This is a genomic window from Pseudomonas peradeniyensis (assembly GCF_014268935.2).
Lineage (GTDB): Bacteria > Pseudomonadota > Gammaproteobacteria > Pseudomonadales > Pseudomonadaceae > Aquipseudomonas > Aquipseudomonas peradeniyensis.
Genome location: NZ_JABWRJ020000001.1, coordinates 1,725,503 through 1,738,071 on the forward strand (window position 1 = coordinate 1,725,503; position 12,569 = coordinate 1,738,071).

General features: G+C 66.2%; 8 protein-coding genes. 4 read left to right on the top strand and 4 right to left on the bottom strand.

Annotated elements, in window-relative coordinates; all coding sequences use genetic code 11:
* The first annotated feature begins 57 nt into the window (after nt 1–57).
* Complete coding sequence (locus HU751_RS07515; protein WP_186735256.1) at nt 58–1,224, top strand: MFS transporter; 1,167 nt, start codon at nt 58–60, stop codon at nt 1,222–1,224.
* Here HU751_RS07515 and HU751_RS07520 read toward each other — a convergent pair.
* Together HU751_RS07520 and HU751_RS07525 are read right to left on the bottom strand one after the other, a co-directional pair.
* Nucleotides 1,183–2,232, bottom strand: coding sequence for an alpha/beta hydrolase family protein (locus HU751_RS07520; protein ID WP_186735258.1), 1,050 nt, complete (start codon nt 2,230–2,232; stop codon nt 1,183–1,185). The two genes, HU751_RS07515 and HU751_RS07520, sit on opposite strands and share 42 nt — an antisense overlap.
* A gap of 148 nt (nt 2,233–2,380) precedes the next feature.
* Entirely contained in the window at nt 2,381–2,992 is a 612-nt protein-coding gene (locus HU751_RS07525) for an FMN-dependent NADH-azoreductase (RefSeq protein ID WP_186735260.1), read from the bottom strand.
* A gap of 133 nt (nt 2,993–3,125) precedes the next feature.
* On the opposite strand from HU751_RS07525, the gene HU751_RS07530 reads away from it, so the two are divergent.
* Both HU751_RS07530 and HU751_RS07535 read left to right on the top strand, forming a co-directional pair.
* A complete protein-coding gene (locus tag HU751_RS07530) occupies nt 3,126–4,028 on the top strand; it encodes a LysR substrate-binding domain-containing protein (RefSeq protein ID WP_186735262.1) in 903 nt (300 codons plus the stop codon).
* Nucleotides 4,021–4,392 carry an MmcQ/YjbR family DNA-binding protein gene (locus tag HU751_RS07535; protein WP_186735264.1) on the top strand — a complete coding sequence of 124 codons (372 nt, stop codon included), beginning with the start codon at nt 4,021–4,023 and terminating at the stop codon, nt 4,390–4,392. Before HU751_RS07530 ends, HU751_RS07535 begins: the two co-directional genes overlap by 8 nt.
* Before the next feature lie 18 nt (nt 4,393–4,410).
* On the opposite strand, the gene HU751_RS07540 is transcribed toward HU751_RS07535, so the two are convergent.
* Nucleotides 4,411–4,827, bottom strand: coding sequence for a VOC family protein (locus tag HU751_RS07540; RefSeq protein WP_186735266.1), 417 nt, complete (start codon nt 4,825–4,827; stop codon nt 4,411–4,413).
* 221 nt (nt 4,828–5,048) lie between these two features.
* Between HU751_RS07540 and HU751_RS07545 the strand changes: the two genes are divergently transcribed.
* On the top strand, nt 5,049–10,049 hold the full coding sequence (locus HU751_RS07545) for an NEL-type E3 ubiquitin ligase domain-containing protein (protein WP_186735268.1): 5,001 nt from the start codon (nt 5,049–5,051) through the stop codon (nt 10,047–10,049).
* A gap of 2 nt (nt 10,050–10,051) precedes the next feature.
* Here HU751_RS07545 and HU751_RS07550 read toward each other — a convergent pair whose 3' ends face one another.
* Nucleotides 10,052–12,556, bottom strand: coding sequence for a UvrD-helicase domain-containing protein (locus HU751_RS07550; RefSeq protein ID WP_186735284.1), 2,505 nt, complete (start codon nt 12,554–12,556; stop codon nt 10,052–10,054).
* Nucleotides 12,557–12,569: the final 13 nt, after the last annotated feature.

Consider the following 12,569-nt stretch of genomic DNA (forward strand, 5'->3'; position numbering starts at 1 on the left):
TTCCGTCGCGCAGCGGCCATGATGGGCACAGCCCACCGCCCGCCCGCGAACGAGCCCATGACCGCGCCACACGCCTCCAGCGTCACCCTGCAGATCCTCTCGATCGTCTTCTACACCTTCATCGCCTTCCTCTGCATCGGCCTGCCGATCGCGGTGCTGCCCGGCCATGTGCACGACCAGCTGGGCTTCGGCGCGGTGATCGCCGGCCTGACCATCGGCCTGCAGTACTTGGCCACCCTGCTCAGCCGGCCCTTCGCCGGGCGGGTGGCGGACACCCTCGGCGGCAAGCGCGCGATCCGCTACGGCCTGTACGGTATCGCCGGCTGCGGCGCGCTGACCCTGCTGTCGGCCTGGACCCTCGCCCTGCCCTGGCTGAGCCTGGCGCTGCTACTGGGCGGCCGGCTGTTGCTGGGCATCGCCCAGGGGCTGATCGGCGTCGCGACGCTGAGCTGGGGCATCGGCCAGGTGGGGCCGGAGCATACCGCGCGGGTCATTTCCTGGAACGGCATCGCCTCCTATGGCGCCATCGCCATCGGCGCGCCCGCCGGCGTGCTGCTGGTGGATGGCCTGAGCTTCGCCGTGCTCGGACCGGCACTGCTGGGCCTGGCGCTGCTGGCCCTGTTGGTGCTGCGCACCCGGCCGGACGTGGTGGTGGTGCGCGGCGAACGGTTGCCGTTCTGGTCGGCGTTCGGCCGCGTGGCGCCCTGTGGCGTGGGGCTGACCCTGGCGTCGATCGGCTACGGTACCCTGACCACCTTCGTCACCCTGTACTACCTCGAGCGAGGCTGGATCGGCGCCGCCTGGTGCCTGAGCGCCTTCGGCCTGTGCTTCATCCTCTCGCGGCTGCTGTTCGTCAACGCGGTCAACCGCTTCGGCGGCTACAACGTGGCCATCGCCTGCATGGCCACCGAAGTGCTCGGACTGACCCTGCTGTGGCTGGCACCCTCGCCGTTGTGGGCGATGGTCGGTGCCGGGTTGACCGGCTTCGGCCTGTCGCTGGTGTACCCGGCGCTGGGCGTCGAGGCGATCCGCCAGGTGCCCAGCAGCAGCCGTGGCGCCGGGCTGGGCGCCTACGCGGTGTTCTTCGACCTGGCGCTGGCCATCGCCGGCCCGGTGATGGGCGCGGTAGCGGTGCACCTGGGGTATGCCTCGATCTTCTGCGTCGCCGCCCTGCTCGCCCTGTCAGGGGTGGGCCTGACCCTGCTGCTGGCCCGCCGCGGCTGAACGTTCGGCGGGCTCCGGAGCGCCCAGTGCCTGGCTGAAGAAGGCGGTGGTCTCGCTGCGCAGCGAACGATGGATATGCCGACGGTCGACGCCCTCGGCGTCCTTGCACAGCACTGGCATGCGCTGATGCTGCTCGTCGTCGCAGGGGGCCATGAACACGAAGTGTCCGGCACCGGCCAGCAGGCGGTAGTCGGGCGTGACCGGCAGCTTGCGCGCCAGGGCATCGGCGTTATGCTCCAGAGCCAGGAGCTGGTCGTTGTCACCGCTGTAGATCAGCGCCGGCACCTGCACGCCGGCCAGGGCGTGGCGGCCGAACATCAGGCTCAACGGCGCCATCAGCATCACCGCGCCCACCCGGGGGTCGGCGCGGGGCGCCAGCTCGCTGTGGTCGGCGATCAGCACGCCATGGGTCTTGCAGGCGTCGGCGTCGGTGGGGCGTTGCTCGCAATAGCGGCGCAGGCGTTCGAGGTCGGGCCGTGCGCCGGACAGGATCAGCGCGGTCTCACCGCCGGCGGAATAACCGATCACCCCAACCTTGCCGTCATTCAGATACGGCGCGAGCAGCCTGTCGTTGCGCGCCGCGGTGATCGCGGCGCTGATCTGCAGCGGCCGCCCATAGAGGTTGCTGAGGGTACCCAGGCGGCTATGGTCGCGGTTGTTGTCCCCGGGGTGAACCACCGCCACCACCACGAAACCCTGGCGGGCCAGGCCATTGGCCAGGTCATGCAAGGCCATCGGGCTGCCGGTGTTACCGTGGGAAATCACCAGCAGCGGGAACTGCCCCATGGCTACCGGCGCCTCTTCGGCGACACGGGTCTGGTAGCCCTCGATGCGCACCGGGCGCGCTTCGCCGCTGGAGGGGTAGAACACCAGCGCCTGCATGGGCCGGGCGTCCACCGGGTCAGTGAGCGTCAAGCGGTGCAACCCGGCCACCCACGGCGCCGCGTCGGCGCGGGCCAGCAGGCCGCCGAGCAGCAACAGCGCCATCAGCATACGGGTTCGTTTCATCGCAGGGCACTCCTCGTCGCAAGGCACTGCGCAGCACTCGGGTATGGATGCCAGCATAGAACCCGGCTCGCAGCCGGCACATGAAAACTGGATGAAAAAAGCCGACTGGCGCGCTGGGCGGCAGTCGGCTTTGGGTGCGCAGTGGCGATCAGGCGGCGGCGAACAGCTCACCGGCGATCTGCGCCTGGGCGGCGTCGATGGCCTTGGCGCGGTGCTCCGGGCCGTAGGCCAGGCCATGGGCGCGGACGATTTCCAGGTCGGTGATACCGATGAAGCCGAGGAACACCTTGAGGAAGTCTTCATGGCCGACGCCGGTAGGCTGGCCCTGATGCAGGCCGCCAGCGGTGGACACCAGGATCACCTTCTTGTCGCCACACAGGCCTTCAGGGCCGGCCTCGGTGTAGCGGAAGGTCTTGCCGGCCACCGCCACGCGGTCGATCCAGGCCTTGAGCTGGGTCGGCACGGTGAAGTTGTACATCGGCGCGCCGATCACCACGGCGTCGGCGGCGAGGAATTCTTCCAGGGTCTCGGTGCTCAGCTTGGCTTCATGGGCCTGTGCAGCGTCGCGCATCTCTTCCGGGGTGCCGGCGGCCACCAGGGTAGCGGCGGAGAAGTGGCTGATGGCGTCAGCAGCCAAATCGCGGTAGACCACTTCGAGGCTCGGGTCGGCGGCTTTCCAGGCCTCGACCACTTCGCGGCTCAGCTGGCGGGAGGCGGAATTGTCGCCCAGGATGCTCGAATCGATATGCAACAGTTTCATGGGACTCTCCTGTGAATGAAGACCGCGGCGGTGGGCGATCACGATGGGAGCAATCCTATCGGCACATCGAATAGCTGATAAGTCGGTAAAAACGCGTTAGTTTGTTCCACTGATGGAACAATGAGATGGCCAAATGCAAGACCTCAACGACCTCTTCTACTTCGCCCGGGTGGTCGAAGCCGGTGGCTTCGCCGCCGCCGGGCGCCAGCTGGGCATCCCCAAGTCGCGCCTGTCGCGGCGCATCGCCGAGCTGGAGGAGCGCCTGGGCACCCGCCTGCTGCAGCGCACCACCCGGCAGCTCAAGCTTACCGCCGTGGGCGAGCGCTACCTGAACCACTGCCAGGCCATGCTGCTGGAGGCGGAGATGGCCGACGAGGTGGTGGCCAGCATGTCCAGCGAGCCCCGTGGCCGCCTGCGGGTGTCCTGCCCGGTGGCCCTGGCCCACGCCTTTCTGCCTGATGTGATCAGTCGTTTTCTCGCCCAGTACCCCCAAGTGCAGCTGGACATGGTGCTGCTCAACCGTCGGGTCGACCTGATCTCCGAGGGCATCGACGTGGCCCTGCGCGTGCGCGACCTGGGCGACGAGGACCCAGCCCTGGTCACCCGGCGCCTGCGCCAGGCGCAGATGCAGCTGGTGGCCGCGCCGGGCTTCGCCGACCACATTCGTGATCCCGCCGAGCTGGCCAGCCTGCCGGTGCTCGGTGCGGCCGAGGCAGACCGCCTGGTGCACTTCCGTCTGCACGGGCCGCACGGTCGCCAGGAAGATGTCGCCCTGGAGCCACGTCTGGCCATCGACGACTTCGTCGTGCGTAACGCCGCGGTGCGTGCGGGCCTGGGCTTCACCGCCCTGCCATCGATGTTCTGCGAGGAGGAACTGGCCCGTGGCGAACTGGTGCGCCTGCTGCCAGACTGGTCGCTGCCCGGCGGCTACCTGCAGGCGGTCTACCCGCACCGCCGTGGCCTGCTGCCGGCGGTACGCGCGTGGATCGATCACCTGGCAGCCTCGTTCGAGGCGTGTGGAGAGCGTTATGTCTGAGAAAAGGATGTCCGGGGAGCAGGTGGCGGCGCTGTGCCTGGCCCTCCCTGGGGCGCGGGAAGACTACAAATGGGGTGGCATCCGGGTGTTCTCGGTGGCCGGCAACAAGATGTTCGCCGTGCAGGACCTGGGCGGTGCCGGCTTGTCGTTCAAGGTGGCCGACGAGCTGTTCCTCGGCTACTGCGACCGCCCCGGCATTCGCCCTGCGCCCTACCTGGCGCGGGCGAAGTGGATCAGCATGCTGCCGCCCTACCCCATGGGCCGCGACGAGCTGAGCGACCTGCTGCGTCGGTCGCATCAACTGGTGGTGCAGCGCTTGCCCAAACGTCAGCAGGCGGGGTTGCTGCTTGGGCCGACAAGCTGAGTGCGCATCGCAGCACCTTTATGCCTGAATGGGCGGCCCTTTGAGTTCGACGCGGTTGCCATCGGGGTCGTAACAGTACAGCGAGACACCCTCGCCTTCAGCCCCATAGCGTTTCTCCCCGGCCTCGACCCGCACCCCGGCCTCACGCAGCAGTGCGCTCAGCGACGGTTCGTCGAACGGCTCGATACGCAGGCAGAAATGGTCGACATTGTGCCCGCTCGGGCCGGGCTGAGCACCGCCCTGGCGTCCCAACGGGCCGTTGATCGCCACCAGGTCGATCAGACCGTCACCGGCCCCCAGATGGATCATGCCCAGCGAATCCCGGCGTTTGCGCACCGGACAGCCAAGCAGTTCATGGTAGAAGGCCAGGCTGCGCTGCAGATCGCCGACGCGCAGGACCAGGTGGTCGATATGCAGGATGGTGAAAGCTGGCATGGCAGTGCTCCACGTTCAGGCTTTGTCTAGACCATAGCAGCGTCGCCGCCGGATGACCTTAGGCCGTCGCCGTCAATGGCCGACGGTGGGTCCGCCGCAGGTGCTGTGGGCCAAACGGCTCCGAGCATGTCAGCCATCGCCCTGGAGACAGCTCAACTATGTACCGCCACAGGCCCTTCCTACTGTCCTTGAATGGTCGCCCCCCTCATTGGAATGCGACCATGCACAGCATCGATCCTCCCTACCACCAGCAACAGATCCTGCGCAGCCTGCCCGGCTGGACCAGGCACCTGCATCCAACCCACGCGCAAAGGCTGTTGCGCCGGGCACACCGGGAGCATGTCAAGCCGGACGGACAGTTCGCGGACTGGTTCGTCCAGGCATCCCCTGTCCGCCAGACCGAGCTGCGCGAGGCCATCAAGCAGCGAACGACCAGCAGCAAGGCGCTGGCCAAGGCCTTGCAGGGGCTGCAGGGCATTACCGAGTTCTGTGAACCTTTGCTGAAGGCGCGACTGGGTGTCCAGGTGTCCATGACTGAAGCGCAGTTCAAGCAGCAACCCTTCATGCAGGTCCAGGAAGGAGGCATCCCCGACCCGGGGGCGTCCCATGACATACCTAACCCTCCGATCTTGACCGAGCTGCCGTCCGGCACCGCCACCCTCACCAGCCTGCTCGAAGCCGCTCTGCACAATTTCGAAGGCATGGCCGAGGTCGGCCCCTTCAGCACCCTGCAAGCCAGCGTCGACGACAGCACCTCGATCCCCGGGCTGAGTACCAGCACCTTCGTCAGCCACTGCCGTGCGCTCGACCTGGGCAAACGCTATCAGCAGCACCTGCAAGGTATCTATGGCGGTACGCGCAAGGGTGTGCTGCAACCGCTGTGGGCCCAGGCCCGACGCGATGAGCTTGCCGTACAGGCGCTGATCGCCCATATGCGTGGGTACCTGACAGATGATGGCCTCCAGGCCCTGCGCCAACTCTGCGCAACCGACCAAGCGCCGCGCTTTGGGACGGCAATGGCCTCGGTACGAACCTTGAGCATGCTGGGCATCCCACTGCACGACCTGTGGCTGTTGGCTGCCAACGACCAGTCCAATCCGCCCTATATCGCCTACCTGCCCTTCGACGATGATCGGCCGGTACAGGAGTTCATCAACCTGCTGGCCCTAGGTCGGTACCTGCGCCGCCGGCTGCTTGAGCCCGACTATAGAGAACGCTTTCTGGAACATGTCGCCCTCAAGGATCGCCCCGAGATGGCGAGAAAACTCAAGGCCAGGCTGTTCGAAGGCCCCAAGGCCGAGGTCATCCCCCTCGAGACACCTTCCCCCGCCTTTGCCGAGACCGAGCCCGGCACGCATCCCTGGCATGGACAAGAGACCGCCAGCGAAACAGGTGATCCGTCGGCTCCGCGCCCCGTCCGCTTCCCGGCGCTGGCGGTTCATGAAACCGCCATTGCCTTCCCGGTGTGGCCCAAGCTGTTCAACGACCACGTGCAACGCCTGCAGGACGACGCTCGTGGCGTGGCGGTACCAACGGCGGACATCGACGCCAAGGCCCGGCGCGAACGCCTGATGTTGTGGGGCGAGCGCGGCCTGACCCTGCTGGGAGTGGCGGCCATGTTCGTCCCCGGCCTGGACGTCGCCATGCTGGCCGTGGGTGCGTACCAGATCATGGGCAGCATCTTCCACGCGTTCGAGGCCTGGTCCGAAGGTGACAACGCCCAGGCCGTGAGCCAGGTCGAGTCGTTGCTCATCAACCTCGGCAGCGTGGTCGCCATCGCCGGCGTCGCCAAGCTGGCAAAGGCCTCGGGATTCGTCGACTGGATGGAAAGTCTCTGGCTTGATGGTGAGGAGCGACTATGGCATCCGCAGCTTGAGCCATACCGCAGTCAGGTCGAACTGCCGAAGGAGCTGCAGCCGGACGACCAAGGCATCCTGCAGTATGACGACCGGCATTTCGTGGAGCTGGACGACACCCTCCACGAGGTCCGCAAAGATACCGCGGGGGACTGGCGAATCTGCCATCCGGAAGACCCCAAGGCCTACCAGCCACGTTTGCTTGGCAATGGCAAAGGGGCTTGGCGCATGGCGCACGAGCGGCCGCAGGAATGGCCCCGGCTCAAGTTGATGCGCCGTCTCGGCCCACTTTGCAAGGGGTTGAGCGATGACGACCTGCTGGCCGCACTCGACAGCAGCGGACTGGAACGAGGCGTGCTGGAGCAAGTCCACGTCGATGGCAAGCGCCCTGCGCCACTGCTGGAGGACGCCCTGCGACGACTCAAAGCCGACAGCACCGCCGACGACATCATCGCCCGCACCCGCCAGGGTCGTCCGCTGGCCGCCTACAAACAGTTCGCCATCAGCGTGCTCGGCGAACTGCCCGGCTGGCCCGAGGATGTGGTGCTGGAGGTGTTCGATGGCGCCGAACCGATGGGCAGCGCCACCCGCTATGGGCGCAACCGCCTCGGTGACACGGTCATCCAGCTGACCCGAAGCGACCTGGAGAACGGTGACCTGGCCCGGATCGTCCTGGAAAACCTGGAGGAAGAAACGGTTGCGGCGCTGCTGCCAGAAGGTACAGCAAACGAGCACCGCCAACAGGCCTTGCAGACGCTGATGGCCGACCGCTTGAGCACAAAGCGATCGTCACTGTTCAACAGCCTCTACAACACCCAGTCCAAGCCACTCTCCCCTGTAACTTCAGCCATCGGCCGGCAGTTCTCCAGCTTGCCCCGGCAGGCACTTGACGAATTGGTCGGCCAGGCTAACACCGCCGAACGCGACAGCCTGCTTGCAGGCCGGGTCCCGCTGCGCATTGCCGAGGAAGCTCGGCTACTGCAAGCCCGCGTGCGACTGGACCGGGCCATCCTCGGTCTGTACCGCGACAGCCTGGCCAACACCGATAGCCAGATCATCAGCGACAACCTGCTGGCACGCCATCCGCAATGGTCCGCGCAACAGCGCTATCACGCGGCACTCGCCGACCGCTCCGCCGCCGCCCGGATGATTGGCCAGCAACCCGTGCCCTCCGGCTTTCGCTCGCCACTGCGGCTGAGTGATGGTAGGTATGGCTACCCTCTGAGTCCCGGGATATTCGCCTCTCGCGCCGAGCGCGAGCTGCATGCCTTGTACCCCGGGCTCACGGGGCGCGAGATCCGACAGCTGCTGGGTACCCTGCGCGCCAGAGGTGGCGCGACCGAGCAGATTCAGGTGTTGCGCGCTCAACTGGCGGTGCTGCGCGAACAGCTCGGCACCTGGGCCAGTGCTGGCGCCAACGACTGGGGCGAGGAAGTCGGCGCGTACTACAGCACGACCACTGACCGGCTGATCCGGGCCTGGCAGCGTCTGGACGGCGAGACACTCTACCTGTCCAACATTGCCCTCGATGCGCTGCCGGCGCTTTCGACACGTTTCGACCATATCACCACGCTGGAGCTGGAGAACCTGAACGTGATCGAGATACCTGCCGATTTCCTGCAGGCTTTCCCGTCATTGCGGCGCGTCGATGTGCGCAGCAGCCCGCAACTAAGCGGCACATCGGTCCTGCGAGCGCTGCGCAATGCCCCGCAACTGCGGGAACTGCGCTTGAGCGGTGCACGCCTGGGTGTGCTGCCGGCCACCGCCCACGAGGTATTGCCGACCCTGAACAATCTGCGCAGCCTGGAACTGCCCCGTAACCGTCTGACCCTCACCCTGCCCGACCTGCAGATGATCGCAGGCCTGCGCCTGGAGAACCTGGACTTGCGGGCCAACCGCATTGCGCTGGATGCGGACATGGCGGGCGCGTTCCGCTCAATGCGCGAACTGCGGCACTTGCACCTGACCTCGAATCCACTGGGCCTCAGCCCAGACCTGAGCGGCCTGGAAAACCTGGCCACCCTGCGCCTGGACAGCGGCCAACTTCAGCAGTGGCCTACCGGGCTCACCACCTTGATGCAACGCGTCCCCTGCATGCTGCGCGAAGTGGACCTGAGCATGAATCGCATCGGCCAGGTCCCCGATTTCGACGCCCTCTTGAACTCAGCCTATATCGACCATCTGCTGGAAAGACGTCCCAACTATCGCTGGCGCTTCAATTACAATTCTTTAGATGAAAACACCCGTGAAAGCCTGAGAGTCATTGGCGCCTCCGTCGAAGAGGAAGCGATCGCGGCCCCCCAGCCCGCTCCATCGCCGCGCTTCAACTGGCTGAGCAACGCCAGCGAGAGGCAGCAAGCCACCTGGAACGCACTATTTGAAAGAGACCGCAATGCCTGCCTGCGTGATGTGGTCGAGCAAGTCGGCATGTCGGCCAGTGCTCTGCGTCAGCCCAGGGCGTTTGCCCGCCAGGTCTGGACGCTGCTTGACCGGGCAGCCGCCAGCAGCCGTCTGCGCAAGCGATTGAACGAGGTGGCCGCCGCATTCCCGGTCAGCTGCGGCGATGCGGGTGCCGATGGGTTCGGTACATTGCAGATCGAAGTCATGGTCTACGATGAAGCCGCAGGCAGGGAGACTGCCACCCCCCCTCTGTTCCAGTTCTTCCGACGCTTGTTCCGGCGTGATCAGGTGAACGCCCTGGCACAGGACCTGTACAACGCGCGGCTAGCGCGGCGCGATGCCCTGCGAACGTTGGACGCCTGGCGAGCCCGGCCGCTGGGCGAACGCGGCGCCAGGCCTGCGCTGCCGGCCCTGCATCGCTTCGATACGCTGTCGGACGACATAATGCTCAACGGCCTGGGTGAAGGTCTGGATCTGATCGAGATCCGCCTGGCCCTGCGTACCCGCTTGTCGAGGCGTCTCGATTTCCCCGAACCCCAGCAAGAGATGCTTTACCGACAAACCGCCGAAGTCTCTGCGTGGACCGAGAGCGCGGTACAGGACGAGGTCGAGGTACGAGACGCCAGCGCAGACTCGCGTCGCCAATGGATCTCCCGACACCCGACCTGGCGCCGCCTGCTGCGCCGGGAATTCAGTTCACGCTTCGCTTCACTCAGGCATCGCTGGGACGTCGGCATCGATTACCTGGAAGGCAATGAACTGGACAGCACGTTGGACCCCACGGTGGTCGAGGCCCTGACCCAGGCGCTGGACCGCAGCCCCCTGGGCGAAGATGGCCAACCACTGCGCCAGGCCATCACCAGCGAGCATTATATTGCGGGCATGAACCGCATGGCCCTGGGCCTGGAAACGGACGAAGACGCCCTTTACCTGCGCCTGACCACGCGCCGCGACCCCAACAACTGAATCTACTGGCCGCGCAGGTCTTCGAAGAAGGCCTGCCGGCCCTGCACCTGACTCGACGCGCGCGGCTGACCGGCAGCCTCGCCGCTGGCCTTTTCCACGTGCCAGTAGCAATGTCGAACTGCTCGCGTCACCGCCACATAGGCCAGGCGCTGCACCTCTTCTTTCTGCGCCGTGTCGAACGCCTGGGCGTCTCCCGGCTTGCCCAGGCCGGCCAGGCGGTAGACCTGGTTCTTGTACGGCGAACTGGTCAGGTACTGGCAATCGCCCAGCATGAACACTGCGTCGGCCTGCAGGCCCTTGGCACTGTGATAAGTCAGCTGACGCAGACGGCGCTGGCCGGGCGGCAAGCTAGAATCAACTTTAATAACAGACGATAAATACCGCTCTATCAATAACTTATCGCTTGTTTTTCGAAATAGCATCATGACTGTTTCGCCCCGCTCATAGTGCTCGATCACGGTCTCGGCCAGTGCCGCCTCGTCCCGATCGAAGACCCTTACCGGCGCGAGCGGCAGCTCGGCGGCAAGCCCCGCTGCCCTGGCCTTCTTGCCAGTGATGGCCGGCGCGCCTTTGACCAGGTGCTCGGCGGCATCAATGATGTGCTGCTGGCTGCGGTAGTTCTCCACCAGCATCACCCGCGTGTTGGCGGGTGACGGGAAAGCCTTGGTGAACTCCATGAAGTACTTCGGCGAACTGCCGCGCCAGCCGTAGATCGACTGCCAGTCATCACCCACACACATCAGCGACGAATGCTGCGCCACCCGCCCGACATGCAGGGCCGGGCCACGGCGGCGGATCTCGGCCAGGCTTGCACGCAGCCAGCTGACGATCTGCGGGGAGACGTCCTGGAATTCGTCGATCATCAGGTGCGCCAGGGGACGCAGCAACGGGTCGGGCAACAGCCCGAGGTTCTCCGGATTGTTCTCGCCGAACAGGGCGAACATGCGATTGTAGGTCATCACCGGCGGCGACTGGGCCAGCAGGTGCGACTCCAGCGCTTTCCAGTAAATGGCCAGGGCTTCGAAGAAGGCCGCGTCGGTGTCGCCGGACGGGAAACTCATGGCCGCCACTGCGGCGTTGACGTCGAGGCCCAGGTTCTCGATGAAGCTTGCCGCGGTGACGAAGGCGTCGAGCAGCGGCGCCGGAGCCAGCTCGCCCTTGACCTTGTACTCGAAGCCCGGGCCCGCCACGGCATCACCTGCCAGGGATGCCGCCAATCGCTTTGCTGAAGAGTAATTATCAAGCCATATCAATGGTTTATCGCAAAAAGCTTGAAACAAGGTGCGCTTCACCGCCCATTCCGCACGCACCGCCAGCTTGGCGCCAGGGCGCTGGTACTGGCCGCTCTCGGCCGGATCGAAGCCCAGCACCACCCAGGCATCCAGGCCTTCCAGGCGACCGTGCACATGGAAGCGGCTGCCACGGATCTGCACCGTGTCGCGGCACGGCTCGATGCCCTTGATCGGCCAGGCGCCGGCGGCGAACCACAGGTCCTCGATCACATCGCATAGCTCTTCATCGCGCTGGGCCGCCAACTGGGTCACCTGGGCGCGCTTCTGCACGTCCGGATGATCCGGATCCAGCGGCTTGAGCAGCAGGGCTTCCTGGCGCAGCGCGCCGATCAACTGGGCAAAACGCGGGCTCTGGCCCATCAGGTCGCGATAGCACAGGTTGAGCTGCTGGCGCTGGGCGTCGTTCAGGCGCAGGTCGAATGGGTTGCTCTCGGCGTTGGCCTCGCCCCCGGCAGGCATCTCGCTGCCCAGGGTCTCGAACGCCCGTACCTGGGCGAAGCCCGGCAGGCTGCGCACCAGCGGCAGGATACGCGAGTGGAAGGTGCGCACCAGCTCGCGCCCCTGGGCTGGCGACAGTTCGACCTGCCACAGGGCAAAGACCTGCAGCAGGCGCTGGATGAAGTCCTTGCGCGACTCGCGGGTGAAGGTCACCACGGTCAGGGCATCGAGTTCGAAGCCCAGGTAGTGGCGCAGCAACAGGATGCGCAGCACCAGCGAGGTCGACTTGCCCGCCCCGGCCCCGGCCACCACGCAGGTGGACGGGGTGTCGCTGAAGATCAGTTTCCACTGCGCTGCACTCGGTTGTGCCTCGGCAGGCAAGCGCTGGGCGACATCGGCCTTGAAGCGCTTCTTCAGCTCGGTGGTCAGCGGCAGGCGCCAGTCGTCGAACAGGTTGTCGTCCTGGCCCGGCACGGCCACATGCTCGGGGCGGGTATCGCGAATCACCAGGACCTGCCGCCCGGCCTCGTAGCCGTCCACCCGGCCCCGCTCGTAACCCTCGCGCAGGCCGTCGGCGTGACCATTGCGCTGCCCCGTGGCATGGCCCAGGAACCATGAGTCGCGGTGCTGCGCCTGCAGGCGCGACAGACCACGCCCGAGCAGGCGGGCCGCCAGGCGACGCAGCCAGGGCAGCTGGGCGGGCGGGGTCAGGTCGGCCGGGGCCTGGGGATGCTCGTGGGGCACAGTCACTCCATTGAAAAACTGGACAGCAGGTATGTTCGCCTCATCC

Coding starts and splice junctions, on each gene's coding strand:
- HU751_RS07525 (WP_186735260.1), bottom strand. CDS start 2,992: ATGAAACTGTTGCATATCGATTCGAGCATCCTGGGCGACAATTCCGCC.
- HU751_RS07515 (WP_186735256.1), top strand. CDS start 58: ATGACCGCGCCACACGCCTCCAGCGTCACCCTGCAGATCCTCTCGATC.
- HU751_RS07530 (WP_186735262.1), top strand. CDS start 3,126: ATGCAAGACCTCAACGACCTCTTCTACTTCGCCCGGGTGGTCGAAGCC.
- HU751_RS07520 (WP_186735258.1), bottom strand. CDS start 2,232: ATGAAACGAACCCGTATGCTGATGGCGCTGTTGCTGCTCGGCGGCCTG.
- HU751_RS07545 (WP_186735268.1), top strand. CDS start 5,049: ATGCACAGCATCGATCCTCCCTACCACCAGCAACAGATCCTGCGCAGC.
- HU751_RS07535 (WP_186735264.1), top strand. CDS start 4,021: ATGTCTGAGAAAAGGATGTCCGGGGAGCAGGTGGCGGCGCTGTGCCTG.
- HU751_RS07540 (WP_186735266.1), bottom strand. CDS start 4,827: ATGCCAGCTTTCACCATCCTGCATATCGACCACCTGGTCCTGCGCGTC.